The 18,989-nt window shown below is 67.1% G+C and carries 16 protein-coding genes; 5 read left to right on the top strand and 11 right to left on the bottom strand.

From position 1 onward, the window contains the following. Positions 1-24: 24 nt before the first annotated feature. Entirely contained in the window at positions 25-642 is a 618-nt protein-coding gene (locus tag IAI58_RS18820; RefSeq protein ID WP_207447698.1) for a TetR/AcrR family transcriptional regulator, read from the bottom strand. Positions 643-732: 90 nt separating this feature from the next. On the opposite strand from IAI58_RS18820, the gene IAI58_RS18815 reads away from it, so the two are divergent. Continuing rightward, positions 733-1,740: a hypothetical protein gene (locus IAI58_RS18815; protein WP_207447696.1), complete on the top strand. Its 1,008-nt coding sequence runs from the start codon at positions 733-735 to the stop codon at positions 1,738-1,740. 260 nt (positions 1,741-2,000) lie between these two features. Here the strand turns inward: IAI58_RS18815 and bdcA are convergent, their stop codons facing one another. Then, positions 2,001-2,714 (bottom strand): SDR family oxidoreductase, encoded by a 714-nt coding sequence (bdcA, locus tag IAI58_RS18810; protein WP_207447694.1) that lies wholly within the window; start codon positions 2,712-2,714, stop codon positions 2,001-2,003. Between the two features lie 74 nt (positions 2,715-2,788). Here bdcA and IAI58_RS18805 point away from each other — a divergent pair, with 74 nt between their 5' ends. Beyond that, positions 2,789-3,379: a TetR/AcrR family transcriptional regulator gene (locus IAI58_RS18805; protein WP_207447692.1), complete on the top strand. Its 591-nt coding sequence runs from the start codon at positions 2,789-2,791 to the stop codon at positions 3,377-3,379. A 192-nt stretch (positions 3,380-3,571) separates the two neighbouring features. On the opposite strand, the gene IAI58_RS18800 is transcribed toward IAI58_RS18805, so the two are convergent. From IAI58_RS18800 to IAI58_RS18770, 7 genes are all read right to left on the bottom strand, one after another. Beyond that, positions 3,572-4,129 (bottom strand): LolA-like protein, encoded by a 558-nt coding sequence (locus IAI58_RS18800; RefSeq protein ID WP_207447691.1) that lies wholly within the window; start codon positions 4,127-4,129, stop codon positions 3,572-3,574. An 11-nt stretch (positions 4,130-4,140) separates the two neighbouring features. Further along, on the bottom strand, positions 4,141-6,429 hold the full coding sequence (locus IAI58_RS18795) for a xanthine dehydrogenase family protein molybdopterin-binding subunit (RefSeq protein WP_207447690.1): 2,289 nt from the start codon (positions 6,427-6,429) through the stop codon (positions 4,141-4,143). Between the two features lies 1 nt (position 6,430). Beyond that, a complete protein-coding gene (locus IAI58_RS18790) occupies positions 6,431-6,886 on the bottom strand; it encodes a (2Fe-2S)-binding protein (protein WP_207447689.1) in 456 nt (151 codons plus the stop codon). 47 nt (positions 6,887-6,933) lie between these two features. Beyond that, positions 6,934-8,748, bottom strand: coding sequence for a methanol/ethanol family PQQ-dependent dehydrogenase (locus IAI58_RS18785; RefSeq protein WP_207447688.1), 1,815 nt, complete (start codon positions 8,746-8,748; stop codon positions 6,934-6,936). 60 nt (positions 8,749-8,808) lie between these two features. Further along, complete coding sequence (locus IAI58_RS18780; RefSeq protein WP_207447687.1) at positions 8,809-9,402, bottom strand: QcrA and Rieske domain-containing protein; 594 nt, start codon at positions 9,400-9,402, stop codon at positions 8,809-8,811. Between the two features lie 607 nt (positions 9,403-10,009). Continuing rightward, on the bottom strand, positions 10,010-10,702 hold the full coding sequence (locus IAI58_RS18775; protein WP_207447686.1) for a haloacid dehalogenase type II: 693 nt from the start codon (positions 10,700-10,702) through the stop codon (positions 10,010-10,012). Positions 10,703-10,949: 247 nt separating this feature from the next. Next, positions 10,950-11,495, bottom strand: a complete 546-nt coding sequence (locus IAI58_RS18770; protein ID WP_207447685.1) for a DUF488 domain-containing protein — start codon at positions 11,493-11,495, stop codon at positions 10,950-10,952. A 534-nt stretch (positions 11,496-12,029) separates the two neighbouring features. On the opposite strand from IAI58_RS18770, the gene IAI58_RS18765 reads away from it, so the two are divergent. Further along, the gene (locus IAI58_RS18765; protein ID WP_207447683.1) at positions 12,030-12,335 is read left to right on the top strand and encodes a hypothetical protein; all 306 of its coding nucleotides are present in this window, start codon (positions 12,030-12,032) and stop codon (positions 12,333-12,335) included. A 210-nt stretch (positions 12,336-12,545) separates the two neighbouring features. After that, positions 12,546-12,782 carry a hypothetical protein gene (locus IAI58_RS18760; RefSeq protein WP_207447682.1) on the top strand — a complete coding sequence of 79 codons (237 nt, stop codon included), beginning with the start codon at positions 12,546-12,548 and terminating at the stop codon, positions 12,780-12,782. A 278-nt stretch (positions 12,783-13,060) separates the two neighbouring features. On the opposite strand, the gene IAI58_RS18755 is transcribed toward IAI58_RS18760, so the two are convergent. Then, the gene (locus tag IAI58_RS18755) at positions 13,061-15,232 is read right to left on the bottom strand and encodes a DUF4214 domain-containing protein (protein WP_207447681.1); all 2,172 of its coding nucleotides are present in this window, start codon (positions 15,230-15,232) and stop codon (positions 13,061-13,063) included. Positions 15,233-15,514: 282 nt separating this feature from the next. Between IAI58_RS18755 and IAI58_RS18750 the strand changes: the two genes are divergently transcribed. Next, the gene (locus tag IAI58_RS18750; protein WP_207447680.1) at positions 15,515-17,335 is read left to right on the top strand and encodes a tetratricopeptide repeat protein; all 1,821 of its coding nucleotides are present in this window, start codon (positions 15,515-15,517) and stop codon (positions 17,333-17,335) included. Between the two features lie 62 nt (positions 17,336-17,397). Here IAI58_RS18750 and IAI58_RS18745 read toward each other — a convergent pair whose 3' ends face one another. Further along, complete coding sequence (locus IAI58_RS18745) at positions 17,398-18,966, bottom strand: ABC transporter substrate-binding protein (RefSeq protein ID WP_207447679.1); 1,569 nt, start codon at positions 18,964-18,966, stop codon at positions 17,398-17,400. Between the last annotated feature and the right edge of the window lie 23 nt (positions 18,967-18,989).

Genomic DNA, 18,989 nt, shown 5'->3' with positions numbered 1-18,989 from the left:
CGTCATAGCTGCCGCCATGGCCTGTCATCCCGGGGGTGTGAGCAATCCGCCCTTGATCAGCGACGCGAATACCCCGACCGCCTGGGCCTCGCTGAACTGGCCACGCACCAGCGCGGCCGAGAGCGCCTCGCCCGCGCCGACGAGGCCGATGCAGCGGCGCTCCAGCTCATCGGCCGGCAGGGTGTTGTGCGGCGTCAGCACCGCTATGAACATCTGGACGGAGTGGTTGAGCAACTCCTGAAAAACCGCGGATTTCTCCTCGCTGCCCGCCAGGGCGGCGCCCACGGCGTGGAACTCGTCCGTCTTGTCGGCGGCACAATGGATATAGGCGGCCGCCAGGGCTCTGACGCATTCATCGAGGCTCCGCTCGCCGCTGGCCATCGCGTTCCGGAACGCGTTCACGCGCTCCAGGTCAATCCATCTGTAGAGCTCGATCAGCAGGCCCGACCGCGTGTCGAAGTGATCATAGGCCACTGGTTTGGAAACACCGGCCCGCGCGGCCAGGTGCCCCAGCGTCAGCCGGTCCGCGCCCTCTTCCCGGACGATCAGAAGCGCCGTTTCGAGCAGCTGGCTCCGCCGCTCGGCCTTCGAGAGCCTGCGCGAAGCCGGACGCCGGGCTGCCTCTCGCTCACTGGGTCTCACTGTATCGTGCGCCTTTTAACCTACCAAAAGTAGGTTAATGGGTTTACCTACCGGAAGTAAGTTCGTAATCCCAGGCGAGGAAGCCTAGCAATGTCATCCGCTCCGATCCTGCTCATGGGCGGCTCCGGCGCCATCGGTCGTTGGACGACGCGGTGCCTGCGGGCCGCCCACCCGGATCTGCCGCTGCTGATCGGCGGCCGCGACCTCGCCAAAGCCCGCAGGGCCGCGGCAGAGGCCGGCGGCGCCGAGGGCGTGGCGATCAACCTGACCGCCGATGACCTCGGCCTCGGCGGGCGGCCCATCAGTGCCGTCGCCGTCCTGTTCTGGGACGAGAGGCTCGCCGGGCTCCGCTACGCGCATGCGCGCGGGGTGCCGCATATCAGCATCTCCTCCGGCATCCACGAGATGGCCCCGGAAATCGCGACCTACATGCATAAGCCGGACGCGGCGCCGGTTGTCCTTGGCTATGAATGGCTCGTGGGCGCCACGACCGTTCCCGCGCTCGAACTCGCCAGGGCCTTCCGCCGTGTCGACAGCATTGTCATCGGCGCGCTGGTCGATGAGCAGGATACCGGCGGCCCGGCGGTCGCCGAGGATTTCGAGCGCCTGAGCAGGACCCTGCCCGCTGCCCTGACGCGCCGTGGCGGCGGCTATCTCTGGCGCGGCGGCGACGATGCCAAGACCTGGTTCGACGCCGCCGACGGCACCAGGATGGAGGCCGGCGGCTTCTCCTCCATCGACGTCGCCGGGCTGGCGACAGCGACCGGCGCGCCGGACGTCCAGTTCAATATCGCGACCGGCGTCAGTTCCACCCGCCGCCGTGGCGAGCCGGTCTCGACCGAGATCATCATCGAACTCGCCGGCGAGGATCATGGGGGCCGCGCCCTTCGCACCCGCCACGCGGTCGTCCATCGCGGGGGAGCGGCGCCTCTGACCGGCCTCGGGGTCGCCATGATCCTGGAACGGCTGACAGGGCTCGATGGCCGTCCGGCGACCCCCGCCGGGCTCTACTTCCCGCACCAGCTGCTCGATTCCGGCGCGTATTTCGCCCGCCTCAGGGAATCCGGGGGCGAGGTTCTGGAGCTGGAGGCGCGGTGATGCCGTTCATTCCGACGGCGCCCAGGACAGATGGGACCCCCGAAGAGAAGCCGGAGGAGCTGAACCGCCTGGCCATCTCCTGGCTGAGGAGGCGCTTTCCCTCGCATTAGCCCCGGCGGGCGGATCGGGGAGAGATCAGGCCGGGGCCGGAGTGCCGCGGCTTGACCCATGGGGGCCGGCGCCGGTCCTCGCGGGGCGGCCGCCACGGCATCCCGCCCCGTTCCAACCGCCGCGGTCCCGACGGCTTCAGGCCCCTGATGCTAGGCGCCGAATGCGCCGTCGATCGTGTGCATCGCGCCGGTCACGAAGCCGGCTTCCGGCCCGGCCAGCCAGGCCACCATCCCCGCCACTTCCTCGGGGCGTCCATGGCGCTTGATGGCCATGAAGCTGTGCATCAGGTCCTTCATCGGCCCCTCCGCCGGATTGGCATCGGTGTCGATCGGCCCGGGCTGCACGATGTTGATCGTGATGCCGCGCGGCCCGAAATCCCGCGCCAGCCCGCGCGCCATTCCCTGCAGGGCGGATTTGCTCAGCGCATAGGCCGCCATCCCCGGGACGGGCATCCGGTCCCCGTTCACGGAGCCGATGACGATGATCCGCCCGCCCTCCGGCATCCGCCGTGCCGCCTCGACCGAGGCATGGTAGGGGGCATGGACATTGATCCGGATCAGCCGGTCCATCGCGTCCGGATCGAGTTCCAGGGCATCACCGAAAAGGGCGATCCCGGCATTCACCACCAGCACGTCGAGCGGCCCGCTCTCGCGCACCCGCGCGATCACCGCGTCCCGGTCCGCGCTGTCGGTCATCACCGCCCTGCTGCCCGTCTCGGCCGCGAGCTGCTCCGCCGCCTCACGCGACCCGGCATAGGTGAAGCTCACCGACGCGCCTTCCGCCGCGAAGCGCCGCACGATCGCCGCCCCGATTCCCCGGCTGCCGCCCAGCACCAGAACGGATTTTCCCTGAAACGCGGCCATAGGCCCTCCTTGAGAATTAAATTAGGATTCACTACATAAACTCAAGGAAGGCTTGGTCAAGGCATTTTGTATCAGTGACTACAAATAAACCACGGCCCCGTGGCCGCCCCCGTCGCTTCGACCCGGACCAGGCGGTCGCCATCGCCCAGGGCCTCTTCCACGCCCGCGGCTATGATGCCGTCAGCGTCGCGGAGGTCACCGAAGCCCTGGGCATCAATCCGCCCAGCTTCTACGCCGCCTTTGGCAACAAGGCCGGCCTCTACGCCCGCGTCCTCGACCGCTATGCGGGCGCCGAGGCCATTCCCCTTTCCGACCTCCTGCGCCCCGATCGCCCCGTGGCCGAAGCCCTCGCGGCGCTGCTGGAGGAGGCCGCCCGCCGCTACGCCGCCAATCCCGCCGCCGCCGGCTGCCTCGTGCTGGAAGGCACCCGCTGCAACGACCCCGAGGCGCGTGAGGCCTCCCGCGCCTTCCATGCGGCGGCGGAGGACATGATCCGCCGCTACATCGCCGCCCGCCATCCGGAGGAGGCCGAGCGCCTGACGGATTTCGTCAGCACCACCATGACCGGCCTTTCCGCCAAGGCCCGCGGCGGGCATGACCTGAACCGCCTCCTGGCCACCGCGCGGCTCGCAGGCCAGGCCATCGCCCAGGCGTTTCCCGGCTGAGCACGGCGCGGGCCGGCATGCCCGCCGGATGGCCATCCGGCAGTTGCCGCCAAGCCGATCGCCTGGTCGCTCAACCCTCTTCCGGGTCGCGGTCCTGGAATGGCCGGAGAATGGTAGCTGTGTCAGGAAGGCGGCCACCACTGGCCCGGCCCGCCATCCGTGGCAGGCCAGGCCAACTCGGCGCGGATCGCCCTACTGCCTGAAAGGCGGGGCGATGTTCTCGTAGTCGAACAGCATCAGAACGCTGACCTCGCCATGCCGGCCCTCGTAGCGGCGCGGCCGGCCATCCGCCTCGGCGATCCAGATGCGGCCCAGCGCGACGCTCTCGCCCGCGTCCCGAGGCAGGGTCTGCTGGTAGCTGAAGAGCCGGACCGCCGTGCCATCGAGGTCCTGGCGGCCTTCCTCGCGGCAATTCTGCAGCGGATGGGCCAGGAAGCTGGCCTCCAGGGCATCGCGGTCAGCTTCCGTGAGGGGCAGCTTGATCCAGCGGCCCGCCCCGGGCGAATTGGCATAGACCACGTCGCCCAGCACGAAGCGCTCCTGCTCCACCGGGCGCCGCCGGCCGGGCGTGCGCGCGACCATGCGCGAGTGGAACTGCCGCGCCGCGCCGATCTCGTGCACGGCGCGGGCGATGGCGCCGCAGGCAGCCTCGCCCGTCGCCGCTTCATCCCCCGCGGCCACCGCCGCGGGGGGAAGCATGGCCAGGCCGGCGAGCAGCGCCATCCCGGCCATCCATCCTGGCTGTCCCATTCCCTGCTTCCTCACGTGCGCAGCTGCTCGCCGATCGGCAGCTGGCGGATACGCTTGCCGGTCGCGGCGAAGATGGCGTTGCACAGGGCCGGGGCGAAAGGCGGCAGCCCCGGCTCCCCGACCCCGCCCGGAGGCACCTCCAGGCCCGCCGGCACGATATGCACACGCACCTCGCGCGGCGCATCGTCCATGCGCGACACCTCGTAGTCGTGGAAGTTCGATTGCTCCACGCGGCCCTCGGCATAGGTGATGGCACTCTTGGTCGCGAGGCTCATGCCCATGACGCAGGCACCTTCCATCTGCGCGCGGACGCGTTCCGGATTGACCGTGAAGCCGCAATCCACCGCCATATCCACCCGCGGCACGGAGAGATTGCCGCGCTCATCCACCGCCGCCTCCACCACCGTGGCGACATAGGTGACGAAGCTGCGGTGCACCGCGATGCCAAGCCCATGCCGTGGCGGCAGCGGGCGGCCCCAGCCGGCTTCCTTGGCCGCGAGTTCCACCACGCGCCGGAGGCGGCCGGCATCCACGGGGTAGAGGCGCGGGTCCTCGTTGTAGTTCCAGTATTGCGTCTGTCCCGTGAATTCCACGATGCGGGGCGGCCCGATCAGTTCGAGCAGATAGTCCTTCGGATCCCGGCCGACGGCATGCGCCAACTCGGCAGCGAAGGACTGCATCGCGAAGACATGCGGGATGTTCAGCACGGAGCGGAACCACCCGATCCGCGTATGCGCCGCCGCCTCGCCATTCTCCAGCCGGAGGTTGGGAATGTCGAAGGGGGTATCGACCAGGCCCATGCCGATCTCGAAGGCCCCGCCCTGCTTCGGGTCGGGCGCGAAGATCGAGAGAATGGTGGGGAAGGCACTGCGCTGCATCCAGGCCGTGGCCTTGCCATTCGCATCCAGCCCGGCTTCCAGGTGGTCGGCCTGCACCGTGTGGTAGTAGCCGTTCCGGATGTCGTCCTCGCGGGTCCAGACCACCTTCACCGGCGCGCCGCCCATCTCCCTCGACAGCAGCGCGGCCTCGATGGCGAAGTCGCATTTCGACTTGCGCCCGAAGCCGCCGCCCAGCAGCGTCACGTTGACGGTGACATCCTCCTCCTTGAGTTCGAGCCGCTTCGCCACCTCGCCCCTGACCGAATAGGGGCTCTGCGCCGGCGCCCAGATCTCCGCCTTGCCATCGGCGATGCGGACCACCGCCGCGGGCGGCTCCATGGGGGCATGCGCCAGATGCGGCGAGAAATACTCGGCCTCGATCTTGCGGTCCGCCTTCTCCATGGCATCGCTGAACTCGCCCTCGTCGCGTACCCGCCGGGCCGGCTGGCGCACGACCTGGCGCAGGTTCTCGCCATAGGTGGTGCTGTCATAGGAGCGGTTCGGCCCGTCATCCCAGGTGATCTTCAGCGCCTCACGCCCCTGCATCGCCGCCCAGGTGTTGCGCGCGATGACGGCGACGCCGCCGAGAGGCTGGAACTTCGCCGGAGGCGGCGTGCCCTCCACCTGCACGACCCGCACCACGCCAGGCACCTTCAGCGCCTCGCTGTCATCCACCGAGGTCACTTTCCCGCCGAAGACCGGCGGCCGCGCGATGACGGCGAACAGCATCTCCGGCAGGACGATGTCCTGGCCATATATGGCGCGGCCGGTGGTGATATCGAAGCCATCGACCAGCGGCAGCCCGCCCTTGCCGATGTAGCGGAAGGCCGAAGCCTCCTTCAGCCGCAGATCCTCCCGCTTCGGCACCGGCAGGGCCGCGGCCTGCTGCGCCAGATCGCCATAGCCGAAGCTGCGGCCGGTCGGGCGGTGCAGGACCTGGTGGTCGCGTGCCTCGACCTCGCCGACGGGCACGCCCCAGCGGGCCGCGGCCGCGCTTTCCAGCATCATGCGCGCCGCGGCGCCGCATTCGCGCATCGGCAGCAGGAAGTGCCGCGTGCTGCGCGAGCCATCCGTGTCCTGGTTGCCGAAGCGCGGCTCGTCGCCCGGTGCCTGGGCGACCTTCACCCGTGCCCAGTCAGCTTCCAGCTCATCCGCCACGATCATGGGCATGCTGGTGCGGACACCCTGGCCCATCTCCGAGCGATGGCAGATGATGGTCACGCTGCCGTCGGGGGCGATGGAAACAAAGGCCAGCGGATCGTTGGTCGTGCCATGCGGCATGGCATCGGCGCCGAATTTCGGCTCCGGCGCCTCGACCGCCCTGGCGGGAAGGATGCGGAGGGCGAGGACGAGCCCGCCCGCGGCCAGGGCGCCTCTGAGGATGTCGCGGCGGCTGGCCTTGGCGATGATGGAGATGGCCATGTCACACCTCCCCCTGGGCGGCGGCCTTGATGGCCGCCCGGATGCGCTGATAGGTGCCGCACCGGCAGATATTGCCGGACATCGCGGTGTCGATGTCCTCGTCCGTCGGGTTGGGCGTGGTCTTCAGCAGCGCCGCGGCCTGCATGATCTGCCCGGTCTGGCAGTAGCCGCATTGCGGCACCCCCATGGCACGCCATGCGCGCTGCAGCGGATGGCTTCCGTCGGGGCTGAGGCCCTCGACGGTGAGGACGGCACCGCCTTCCAGGTCGCCCATCGCGGTCTGGCAGGACCGCGTGGCCTCGCCATTCACATGCACGGTACAGGCGCCGCACAGCGCCTGCCCGCAGCCGAACTTGGTTCCCGTCAAGGCCAGGATATCGCGCAGGTACCACAACAGGGGCATGGCGGGATCGCCGTCGTAGGAGCGGCTTTCACCGTTGATTTGAAGCGTCACCATCGTCGCGAACTCCTTCTGCTCTGCTGGCCATTGACGGGAAGACAGGCCTATTGCTGAGCCCGCTGCTTCAGAGCGAAAACCCAGACGACGCCGCCCTGCGGCACATCCCGGCGGAAGCGCACCGGATCGATCTCGAAGAGCTTCTCCTGCATGCGCTGCGCGTCGACGCCCCAACCGGACTGGACGGCGATGTACTGGGTCCCGTCCACCTCGAAGGAGGTCGGCACGCCCGTGACGCCGGAATTGGTACGGATCTGCCAGAGCTGCTGCCCCGTCTTCGCGTCGAAAGCGCGGAACATCCGGTCATTGGTGCCGCCGGTGAAGACCAGGCCACCGCCTGTCGCCAGGACCGGTCCCCAGAGCTGGGAATTCGGGAAAGGATGCGACCACACCTTGCGGTTCGTCGCCATGTCCCAGGCCTGAAGCTCGCCGATATGAGGGGCGTTCGGCCGGAGGGACATGCCGATATCCTCGATGCCCGCCCCCAGGAAGAGCTGCCCCGGCACGTAGTCCATGCGGTGCCCGCTGAGCGAGCCGCAGAGATTTTCATTGGCCGGGATGTAGACCAGGCGCGTCTGCGGGCTGTAGGCCGCCGGCGGCCAGTCCTTGCCACCCCAGAGCGAGGGGCAGAATTCCACGCGCTGCTCCAGGCGCGGCTTGCGCGCCTGATTATAGGTCGGGCGCCCCGTCTTGGGGTCCAGGCTCGCGAAGACATCCTGCTGCACGAAGGGCACGCCGGAGAGGAAGCCGATGCGGTCCGGCGCCCGTTCGAGGGTCCAGAGATAGCCATTGCGCGCGGGATGCACGAGGGCGGGAATGGTGCGTCCGCCGCGTTCCACATCCATCAGGATGGGTGCGCTGACCTCATCCCAGTCCCAGCTGTCGTTCCAGTGGTACTGATGATGGGCGCGGATCTTGCCATCGTCGGGGTTCAGGGCGAGAACCGAACTGGTGTGAAGATTGTCGCCGGGCCTGGCATCGCCCATCCAGGGCGCGGCATTGCCCGTGCCCCAATAGGCCAGGTTGAGCTGCGGGTCGTAGTGCCCTGTCAGCCATACCGGGGCGCCGCCGGTTTCCCACCCGCTCTGCCAGGTATCATGGCCTGGCTCGCCCGGGCCGGGCACGGTGTAGGTGCGCCAGGCTTCCTCTCCGGTACCCGCGTCAAAGGCCGCGATGTAGCCGCGCACGCCGAACTCGCCGCCGGAGCCGCCGACCATCACCTTGCCGCGGGCGACCAGCGGCGCCAGCGTCATGTAATGGCCTTTCTGGTAATCCTCGACCTTCTTCGCCCAGATCTCGGTGCCTGTCTTCGCATCCAGCGCCACCAGATAGGCATCCACGGTCGCGAGATAGACCCGGTCGCCATAGAGCGCGACGCCGCGATTGGTCGGGTGGAGCTGCGTCAGGTCTTCCGGCAACTGCCGCTTGTAGTTCCAGATCTGGTCGCCTGTCTTCACGTCCAGGGCGATCACCTGCGCCTGTGGCGTGGTGATGAACATGATGCCGTCATTGACGATGGGCGGCGACTGGTGCCCTTCCAGCACGCCTGTCGAATAAGTCCAGACCGGCACCAGATCCTGCACGTTCCCGGCATTGATCTGGTCGAGCGGGCTGAAACCCTGGCCGTCATAGGTCCGGCGGTACATCAGCCAGTTACGCGGTTCGGGAGATTGCAGGCGCTGGTCGGTCACGGGGTTGTAGGGCCGCGCAGGCCGCGCCTGCTGCGTCCCGGACCGCTCCGACGGCGCGGGCACCGGCGTGACCGGCGTGGCGCCGCCTTGCGACTGCTGCGCCCAGGCGCCTGCGGAAAGCGTGATGCCGGCGACCGCGCCAAGCAACGCCGTCCTGAACTGCTTCCTCATCACTTTTCTTCCTTCCTCACCTGGCCAGGCGAGTTTGTTGTTTGAGGCGGAGGGCCGGCTTCAGCTTTGCGAGAAGCCAACCCGCCCTGTGAACCGGCCGGCAACGACCAGCAGGTCGCCCTCCAGACCAAGCGGCAGGGCCGGAAGGGCTCGCAGGGCTGGCCCTCCCACCACCTTGCCGCCGGCGAAGGGGTCGAACTCGGAAGCGTGACACGGGCAATGCAGCGCACTCTTCGTCTGGCGCCACTCCGTCACCGCGCATTGCGCATGAGTACAGATGGCCGAATAGGCCACCACGCCCTCCGCCGAGCGCCCGCGGGTCTCTTCCTGAAGTTCCGAAGGCTCCACCCTCAGCAGGAGGACCTGGTTGAGGCGCGAGGCATTGCGGATGACGCCTGTCCCGGGCTCCATCGCCCAGGCCAGCACCTGCGGATCGCCCTGCGTGATGTCGCTGAGCTGGATCGTCTGTCCCGCCTTCTTCCCGGAGACAAAGACCAGCCTGTCGCCCTTCTCGGGCCGCGCGCGCGCGGCGGGGGATTGCTCCTGCGCGGCCGCCCGCCGGCCCAGCCCGCCAATGACCAGCCCGGCCGACCCGGAGAGAAGACCTCGCCTTTTACTGGAATAACCTGCCGTAACCCGCTCCTCCTCGGCCAAAGGCCCGGCTTCGTCACACGCGCAGCAGCGGCCAGGATTCCGAGATGAGTTCACTTCATTTCCCCTGATTTCTTCGGAAGCGTTCTTCGGGCTTCCGTTTTCTCCTTTTGTCGAAGACTAGGACGGTATTTTGCCGCCAAGGTTATCATCTTCTGGTGAAGCGGTGGATTTATCGATTTATGGGCGATTTCTGAAGATGATTTCTTACAAAAGAGCAATGCCCTACACCGAATCATACTCGGTTCTTATAAATAACGACGGATTCCGGTTTTTTGACCGGACACCTGGAACTTCACTATGCGTTCCACGGGCATCATGGACATGCCGAAGGAAGTTCAGCAGGCGCGGCGGACGGAGCATGACGTCATCTGTGTCCCCTCCAGCCAACTCGGGCATATGCCACCCGAGCAACCCCGTCCGCTTTCGGGCATGCGGCGATCCCGTCCCTATGGCCGGAACGTGTACACATCCGCCATGGCCAGATCCGAAGATGGGCGGGCAGCCCTGGCTGAAAACGAATGCGTGAATGGCTCTTCCGCTCGGAGTACGGCTGACATTCCGTCGAGCGCGTTGAGAGACATGGATCCAGCCTGAAGCCAAACCAGCTTCACGGTGGCAGGAGGAGCGCCGCGGCTCCGTCGAGGTCCGGGACCTCGGCGTAGGGAAGCCACTCCGGGTTTCCGACCTGCCCCAACCGGTTCACCCATATTCCCCGCACACCAAGTTCGTGGCAGGCCTTCATGTCGAGGAACATGCCCATGGCGACGTGAACTGTCTCCTCCTTCGTCACGCCCATCATGCGGTAGGCATATTCGAAGATCTGCCGGGAAGGCTTGTAGGCCCCTGCCCGCTCGGCCGTGATGACATAGTCGAAGGGAACACCGATCCGCGCCACGTTCCGGGCAATGAGATCCTCATCCGAGTTCGTGAAGATCGCGAGCTTATAGCCTTCGCGCAGCCTCCGCAGCGCCCCCGGCACCTCGGGATGCGGGCCCATGGTCGGGATAGCGGCCGCAAGCCGCTCCACCATTCCTTCGCTTGGGGCGATGGCGTGCTCCTGCAGGGCGGCGCGGAAACCGGTTCGCAAGATGTCCTTGTAGAGCCGGTGGGGTCGCTCCGCCTCCAGGCGCCGCGAGTGCTGTGAGAAGGTATCGAGCAGCCTGCCCGCTTCCGAACCATCCCGCCCTTGATCGTCAAGGATCGACCTGATCTCACGAAGCAGCACCTCGTACCACTGCACGAGCGTCCCGTAGCAGTCGAAGGTGATGATTTTCGGCGCAGGTTCGAGCAGGAAGGTCATGGCGTACGGTCCGGCATCTGTGAAGCACCGCAATGGCGGCTGACGGTGTCAGTCCTATGCCAGGCGATGCCAGCCTGCATCATCACTGATTGATGTTTGCTTCCAGGCTGTCGCCAGACATCGGGGGCAGCCGCTCTGGACGCTGAGCGGCCGGTCGAAGGAGCATCTGCTCAAGATTGTCCGCTGGTCGCCCATCTTGTCAAAGAGGACGCCGATGGCTGGTGGCGATGAGAATCCCGTGGATTCCTCAAGGGCCATGTCCAGGATAGACCAGCGTTCCATCAGGCCCTCGCACCGCCGCGGTGTTCAGGGTTGCCCTCTCGACCTTGCCTGCCCCCAGGATGTGGAACACCTCGTCGCCACCCGCGAGGAGATAGTCGGCGATGATACGCCGATGGCAGCGCCACCAGACAGCCTCGGCGCACATCATGGCGCAGACATGGTCGCGGCCGAGTTCGTGGAGCGCGGCCATGCCCTCCCGGAAGTCCGGAGTGGCCGTGTAGTCGGCATAGTTCCGGAAACTCCGGTTCTCCCAGAAGGTGTTGCGCGACGGCGGCTGGTCCTTCCGATGCCCGCGCAGGCCGCCCAGCTTCCGGAGGTGCCGGTAGCCGATTTGCCAGGTGGCCAGCGCGTCCGGAAGCGTGTCGGCATTGAACTGCGGATTGGTGCGCGAACGCGGGATGGTCCTCACATCGACGACAAGGTCGGCTCCGGCCTGCCGGAGGAGGTCGGCAAGCTCCTCCACCGACCGGGTCGAATGGCCCACGGTGTAGAAGGGAGGATCGCCTCGCATCCCCTGCCCTGCTTTCGTCACGAGGATAACGTTGCGAGGTGGTGGCCGTTTGGCAGGTCCATCTGGTGCGTCATGGCTGCGATGCCGGGGCCAGTTCCCATGGGACCAGCGCCAAGTGACAACCGCCCACCGGTGGCAGCGGTCCGGCCTGTGTCGGTCATGCGGGCACTCCTGTCATCGGCAGCAGGATGGCTCGAAGGCCCGGACAGGCTATCCCCAAGGGGGCCTGAACCGGCCATTCACCGGGGCGAATGGTACGAGTTGGCCACCCGGGATGCGAGCCTCATCGGCATGGCGGTAGGCGCGGAACTGGCAGGCCGCTCTGTCCCAGCGAGGTTGCCGCATCTCTGCTTCTGGCGGGCCTGATCGCCACCCTCGCCGCCAATGGCCGCCCAGGACCGCTTAATATCGCGCACGACACATCTGCATGGCTGGTATGCAGCGATTTATGTCGCGCACGATTAAATACGGCGGTAGATAAACCCCACCGCGCCGCAGGGCGCCACCCGAACCATACACCAAAGGATCACGTCCATGTCCCGCTTCACCACCGCCGCCGCCGCCCTCCTGGTCAGCTTCTCCGCCGCCAGCGCCTTCGCCACCCCGCTGACCGTGCTCGGCCAGGGCGAGAACTTCTCGGTCCAGTATGAGGAGAGCTACACCGGCAACATCGTCGGCGGCGGCGCCGTCCACGTCATGGGCCAGGGCGAAAGCCAGCAGATCGTCCATGTCGAGGCCCGCTTTGCTCCCCACGCCGCCGGCATCCCCGTCTTCACCGGCGGCTCGGAAGGCGGCGTGGCCTACCTTCCCGCCACGGCCTCGGCGATGGCGTCTCGCTGACCCGGGCACGCCACACACCGCGTAAGGCGCCAGGGTTCCCGCAAGGGCGCCCTGGTGTTCCGCTGTCAGGACCATCCGCCGCGTGCCCTTGTTGGATACTCACATACCGCCATTGGTTGCCTTAAGCTCGACTTTGGCCATCTGAGGCGGGCGAAGGCGGCGAGGCGGGTGACTGGCCAGGCTGGCGTATCCCCGCCAGGAGACGCCGCCATGCCTCACCTTCCATCCTGCTTCGCCGCGGTGATCCTGAGCTTTGCGCCGCTGTTTTGCCAGCGCAGTTGGCGGCATACTGAGGTGCTGCTGATTGGGGCCATCCTGGCGCCCGGCAAACATACGGTGACCAGCCTGTTGCAGCGGGCTCGTGCGGGAGCGGCGCTTCGTAAACTATCATCGGGTGCTCAACCAGGTGGCCTGGAGCCCCCCGGGCTGCATCGCGTGTTCTGCTGACACATCTGATTGCGGCTTTCGCACCCGGCGGGCCAGTCGTCCTGGGCATCGACGACACCATTGAGCGCCGCCGCGGCAGGCAGATTGCAGCGCTAGGCACCTACCGTGACCCGGTGCGATCCAGCCACGGCGCCAGCTTACACCACCAGCTATAGGCCACGCTGACCGCGGCCGGTCCGGCGCCCTGACCAGGAGTCAGCGGAATCCAGGCCGCCTGGCTTCAGGCCATGCCTGCCCGGCAGGAAGGCCCGGCGCATTGCTGCGCCGGGCCTGAACCTTCAGGCCAGGACAAGATCCTGGCGCAGCGACAGGCCATTATCGGCGAGCTGGCCAAGAAGATCCTGCGACTCCTGCGCGTCCAGGAAGCCCTGCACCACCTGGCCACGACTGCCGCCGCTCTCCAGGAAGCTGTTCCAGAAGACCGCGCCGTCGGCATCGGCATCGCGGCCGAAGGCATTGCCATAGAGGCTCAGGATGAAGTCGCTGTTGCTCTGGCTGCCGTAGAGCTGCGTGAACTCATCAGAATTCACGAAGGCATCGGCATAGGACCGCTCTGTGAAGAGGCCATTGCCGAGGTTCTGCGCATGGAACTGCAGCCCGGCGGCTTCCCCGGAACGGCCCAGGGCCGCCCGATAGCCATGCTCAGCCAACAGGACATTGTAGTTCGCGACCATCAGGCCAGCCATGGCGCCGCCGATATCGGCCGAGTGCGCTTCGGCCGAGCCCGCCACATCGGCCACCAGCTCACCCCGCGTAGTACCCGCGGCGAGCGACTGCACGCGGCCGGCGACTTCCTCATCGCCTGCCTCGCGGCCCAGGGCGGAGGAATAGATCTTCCGCACGAAGCTGGCATCGTCCAGGCCCCCCAGAACCGCCGAGCCTTCTGCCGAATTCAGGAATGCCTCTGCCAGCACGGCCCTGGACATCCCTTGCTCCACCATCGCCGTCCAGCGCGCGGCGCCGAGGCCATCGCCCTCGCGGCCCAGCAGAGCCGTGTACAGGCGGTCCACCAGCGCGGCATCGCTGGAGGCGGTGTATTCAACACGCGCATCCACCAGTTCGGCACGCTCGATCCCGGTGAAGGTGGTCACGTCCGCCGCGCTCCAGCCGATACTGGAACGGCCTTCGGAAAGCCCCAGCGAGATCGTCACATCGCCCCGGCCGAAGCCGGAGAAGACGAGCCGGTCGAAGCCCGCGCCGCCATCCACCGTGTCCAGGCCTCCGGTCGCGGTGATCGTGTCATCGCCGCCCCGGCCGAGGATAACGTTGTCAGCGAAGTTACCCTTCAGCGTGTCGTTTCCGTCGCCGCCTGTGGCATTCTCGATCACCACGCCATTGGCTATGGTATATCCACCGCCGATGAAGGCGGCGTAGCTCAGCACGCCATAGCCCGTCTCGCTCATGTCGAGCGTAGCGGGAGTGAGGTCGATGATGACATTGCGGGTGCCTGCGACGGCATTGCCATTGGCATCCATCACGTCATAGCGGATCTCGTCGATGCCGCCCGCGTCCCAGATACATTCCCAGTAGGCCACGTCGGGCTGGTAGATGATCGATTCCGGCACGCCAGCTTCATTCGGCTCGCCGCGCACGAAGGGATGCGGGTCGTTCGAATCCGGCAGGATGTAGACGTTATCCCCCGTGCGATAGTTCATGTTGGCGCCGTAGAGATACTGAACGGCGGCGATGTCGTAGGCCATTGGTGTGGCCGCGAAACCATGGTCGAGGAAGAAGTCATCGGCCACCGGGCGCTGGCGCGTCGGCACCAGCTGCACATGCCCCTGCTCGTCGAACTCGTAGCCATGGATATAGGACATGACCGAACCGAGCATGTGGTTCAGCTCGAGCACGCCCAGGCTGCGCTGCCGCTCCGCCGAGGTCATGGTGGAATCGATGCCAGGGAAATAATTGCCTGCGAATTCGCCGCTGCCGCCGTCATGCGGGTGCTTCAGGCCCAGGCCATGGCCCACTTCGTGAATAAAGGTGCGGTGGAAATTGCCGCCCGGCTCCATCTGGTCCGGGGTCCATTGCCGCACATTCACGGCCTCGAAATTATAGGTGCCGAAGGACTGCGCGTTCGGGTTGGCGCTGGGCAGGTTGTGGGAGGCGGAGACGGTGCCGCCGGCTGTGGCCTGATCCTGCAGTCGCTCGCGGAACAGGGCTTCCTCGGCGGTGAAGACCTGATTGAAGGTCACATTGGCCACATTGGCCCAACCCTGCACCGCCTTCTGCCAGGCCTGCATTTCGAAGGGCCGCCAGTCGTACGGCGTGCCGGCCCCGGTTGTTGGATTGGTCGGCCCCGGCAGCTTGTCGAAGTAGTAGTCGATGACAAAAGGAGAGGTGTTTGGTGTCCCGTCGTCATTCGGGGCGTTGACGTAGTGCCGACCGTTATTGATAAACGCATCGACGAATTGGTTCCCGCTTTCGGGAGAGATTGCGGTGAGCGCCATGTTTCCTCCGGTATGCATGATTGGAGTAGGCAAGCTCTATCGGCGAGCCGAAACTCACCGCTGTCTTCATTCTGCCCAATAAAAAATCTCCAGGTCCAGCTGCAGGAACATGGTTTTTGCTCCGGCCACGATGTCTCACAGGGAATTTACAAATCAGTAAGAAGGAAACGGCTGCCGCATCCATTGATGCCCGGGTGTAGCCAGCCTTCATCCAGGAGCCGGAACCACATCGTGCAGCCTCTTTCCGATCGGGCCCTGCGCCATTTCAACAGGGGAGCGCATTTGCTGCGACAAGGGCGGCTGCGTGAGGCCGAGCCGCTGTTCCGGGCCGTCGTCGCGCAGTATCCGGACCTGCCAGAAGCCAATGCCACACTGGGGGCGATCCTGGGCGCCCTGGGACGGCTATCGGAGGCCGAAATCTTTCTGCGCCGCGCCCTTCACGCCCGCCCTGATTCTGCCGATGCATATGGCAACCTGGGCAACCTGCTGCGGGATCTGGGACGCCTGACGGAGGCGGAAGCCTGCCTGCACGAGGCCCTGCGCCTGCGGCCCCAGTATCCGGAAGCCCTCAACAATCTGGGCGCCGTGCGGCGGGACCGGAGCGATCCTGCAGGGGCCGAGCGAGCTTTCCGCGCGGCGCTGGAGCAACGTCCGGATTTTCAGCCGGCACGTATCAACCTGGCGCAACTGCTGCTGCAACAAAGCCAGCCTGCGACGGCGGAAGTACAGTACCGGCTGCTGCTGCGCGCCAACCCGCATGATGCCGCGGCCCTGGCCGGGCTTGGCGAGAGCCTGCGGCGGCAAGGTCGCTACCAGGAAGCGGAAGCTTACCTGCGTGCAGCCCTGCGGCTGCGGCCGGAGGTGAGCGCCGCCTGGGTGGAGCTGGGAAACATCCTGCTCGCCGCAGCCCGTCCGGTGGAGGCAGCCCCTTGCTTCCGCTCGGCCCTGGAGCGCGACCCAGGTAGCCCGGAAGCGCATCTGGGCCTCGGCATCACCGCGGCCATCCAGGGGGATTACGCGGAAGCCGAAGGGCACTTCAGGACGACGCTGGCGCTGAAACCGGACCTGGCAGCCGCGCATAATTCCCTGGGCGATACCCTGCGCAACCGGAAGGCCTTCGCCGCGGCCGAGGCCAGCCTCCGGCACGCGCTGCGACTGGCACCGGGCCTGGCGGAGGCACAGGTGAATCTCGCTTTTACCCTGCTGCAAACCGGCCGCGACGAGGAAGGATGGGCCGCCTACGAGCATCGCTGGAATGCGGCGCCCTGGATACATGAGCCCCAGAGCCTGCCGGGACAGCCCTGGCGAGGCGAGAACCTGGGTGGCCAGAGCATTCTGCTGCAGGCCGAACAGGGATTGGGCGATACGCTGCAATTCGTCCGCTACGCGACGCGCTTTCCGCCGGAAACCCATGTGGTGCTGCGGGTGCAACGCCCCCTGGTCCGGCTGTTGCAGCGGCTGCCCGGTATCGCGGGCGTCCAGGCCATGGACGAGCCTCCGCCCCGCCTGGACTGGCACGCTCCCCTGCTCAGCCTGCCGCATCGCCTGAGGGGTATGGCGGCCCCGGTGGTGCCTTATCTGGCCGCGGAGCCATCCCGGGTCATGTCATGGCGGGAGCGGCTGGCGCATCTCCCCGGCGCGAGGATCGGACTGGCCTGGGCCGGCAGCCCCGGCATGGCGGCGGATGCGCGCCGCTCCATGCCCCTGCACCTTCTGGAGCCGCTGGCCGATCTCACCGGCGCCAGCTTCGTATCCCTGCAGCGCGGCGCGGCCGCCGACGCGCTCTCCCGGCTGCCGCTGGAGCGGCCCGCCATGGACGGCGATGGCTTCGAGGATACCGCCGCCCTGGTCATGGCGCTGGATCTGGTGATCAGCGTCGATACCGCCGTGCTGCATCTCGCAGGCGGGCTGGGCCAGCCGGTCTGGCTGTTGAACCGGTATGATTCCTGCTGGCGCTGGCAGGAAGGGCGGGAGGACAGCCCCTGGTATCCCGGCCTGCGCCAGTTCCGCCAGCCCGCGCCGGGCGACTGGGTCAGTGTGGTCCGGAAGCTACAGGCCGCATTGGCGCGGCAGGAGTGGCGGCCGGAAGCCGGGAACCGTTGAAAGCCCGCGTGGCGCCACGGGAAGGCGGGGCCTGCCGCTGAGCAGGCTCCCGCCTCCTGGCCTCACTCGGCCGGACGCACCATGAGGGCGTTGAAGCGCCGCTCCGGGCGGGAGACGACATTCAGGCCCTTGCGCACCGCGAAGTCCCAGGTCGGGTGGAAGAGCGGGATGATGGCCTGTTCCTCCATCGCGGCTTCAATGGCCTGGTGCTCGGCCTGGCGGCGCTTCTCGGTATCCATCTCGGTCAGGGCCGCCACCACCAGGGCATCCACCCGCGGGTTGCTGAACCGGGTGCGGTTCGCGGCGCCCAGGCCGGCCTGGGCGTCATTGGTGTGGATCACCGCCCGCAACCCGTCGCTGGCCTGATTGACGCCATACTGGGCGGAGAAGGCGCTGTATTCCTGCCGTGTGGCCGCCGCGAAGAAGACCTGGCCCGGAACACCCTCGACCGTCACATTCAGGCCGGCACGGGTCCACATCTGGCCGATGGCCTGGGCGATCTGGCCATCCTTGGGGTAGCGGTCATTGGTGGAATGCAGGGTCAGACGGAAGCCGTTCGGGTAGCCGGCCTCGCGCAGCAGGGCCTTGGCGCGGTCAGGATCGAAGGCATCGGGCCGCAGATTGGGGCTGGTACCCTCGAACTCGCTCGGCAGGAACTGGCTGGCGGGGGTGGCGGAGCCTTCCATCAGCCGCTCCGTCAGCGCCTCGCGGTTGATGGAAAGGGAAAGGGCGCGGCGGACGCGCTTGTCCATCAGCGGATTGCCGCGCAGGGCCGGCTGGCCGGGCGCCGCGCTCACGAAGGGGCTCTGCTCGCGCGCCGCGTCCAGGGCGATGTACTGCACGACGCCGGCGGTGCCGCTGACGGAGCGGAAGCGGCTGTCGGAGGAGATGCGCTTCTTGTCCGCGGTGGGGACCAGGTCGATGCCGTCCACTTCGCCCGCCAGCAGCGCCGCGACGCGGGAAGCGTCGCTCGCGATGGTGCGCAGTTCCACCTGCTCCCAGGGCTCGCGGCCCTCCCACCAGGCGTCGTTGCGGGAGAGGGTCATGGAGGTCCCGTTCTCCCAGCGGACGAAGCGGTAGGGACCGGTGCCATTGACCCGCCCGCCGTTGAAGTCCGTGGTCGTGGCCGAGGCATCCCGCGCCGGGATGATGAAGATCCGCGCGAGATCGAAGGGCTGCGTCGGCGCCGGAGTGCTGGTGATGACGCGGACGGTGTGGTCATCGACCTTCACCACCTCTTTCACCGAGCGGATGAAGGAGGTGAAGAGGGCCGGGCTGTTCGGGACATTCGGGACGCGGGCGATGGTCGCGACCACGTCGTCGGCCGTGAAGGGCGTGCCGTCGTGGAACCGCACGTCGCGGCGCAGCTTGAACTCCCAGGTATGGTTGTCGATCAGGCTCCAGGATTCCGCGAGCGCCGGCTCCAGCTCCAGGCGCTCGTTGATCTGCGCCAGACCTTCCCAGACCTGCGCATGCGCGGAAGCGGTGGGAAAGCCGTTGAAGAAATGCGGATCAAGGGTGGTGAGTTGAAGCTTGGTCGCCAGGGTCAGCTTCTGGGCGGACACCGGTCCCGCCGAGAGCGCCAGCGCGATGGTCGCCGCCGCTGCGAGCGGCCTTGCGATGCGGATCATGACTTATCCTCCTCTATATCTCT

It is taken from the genome of Roseomonas marmotae, from assembly GCF_017654485.1.
Classification (GTDB): Bacteria; Pseudomonadota; Alphaproteobacteria; order Acetobacterales; family Acetobacteraceae; genus Pseudoroseomonas; species Pseudoroseomonas marmotae.
Note: the sequence above shows the minus strand (reverse complement) of the source record. Positions and strands in the feature narration are given on the sequence as shown.

Bases quoted from the DNA above. Each gene is read 5' to 3' on its own strand.
- IAI58_RS18815 (WP_207447696.1), top strand. From the start codon at position 733: ATGTCATCCGCTCCGATCCTGCTCATGGGCGGCTCCGGCGCCATCGGT.
- IAI58_RS18770 (WP_207447685.1), bottom strand. From the start codon at position 11,495: ATGCGAGGCGATCCTCCCTTCTACACCGTGGGCCATTCGACCCGGTCG.
- IAI58_RS18745 (WP_207447679.1), bottom strand. From the start codon at position 18,966: ATGATCCGCATCGCAAGGCCGCTCGCAGCGGCGGCGACCATCGCGCTG.
- IAI58_RS18765 (WP_207447683.1), top strand. From the start codon at position 12,030: ATGTCCCGCTTCACCACCGCCGCCGCCGCCCTCCTGGTCAGCTTCTCC.
- IAI58_RS18790 (WP_207447689.1), bottom strand. From the start codon at position 6,886: ATGGTGACGCTTCAAATCAACGGTGAAAGCCGCTCCTACGACGGCGAT.
- IAI58_RS18785 (WP_207447688.1), bottom strand. From the start codon at position 8,748: ATGAGGAAGCAGTTCAGGACGGCGTTGCTTGGCGCGGTCGCCGGCATC.
- IAI58_RS18755 (WP_207447681.1), bottom strand. From the start codon at position 15,232: ATGGCGCTCACCGCAATCTCTCCCGAAAGCGGGAACCAATTCGTCGAT.
- IAI58_RS18800 (WP_207447691.1), bottom strand. From the start codon at position 4,129: ATGGGACAGCCAGGATGGATGGCCGGGATGGCGCTGCTCGCCGGCCTG.
- IAI58_RS18775 (WP_207447686.1), bottom strand. From the start codon at position 10,702: ATGACCTTCCTGCTCGAACCTGCGCCGAAAATCATCACCTTCGACTGC.
- IAI58_RS18795 (WP_207447690.1), bottom strand. From the start codon at position 6,429: ATGGCCATCTCCATCATCGCCAAGGCCAGCCGCCGCGACATCCTCAGA.
- IAI58_RS18760 (WP_207447682.1), top strand. From the start codon at position 12,546: ATGCCTCACCTTCCATCCTGCTTCGCCGCGGTGATCCTGAGCTTTGCG.
- bdcA (WP_207447694.1), bottom strand. From the start codon at position 2,714: ATGGCCGCGTTTCAGGGAAAATCCGTTCTGGTGCTGGGCGGCAGCCGG.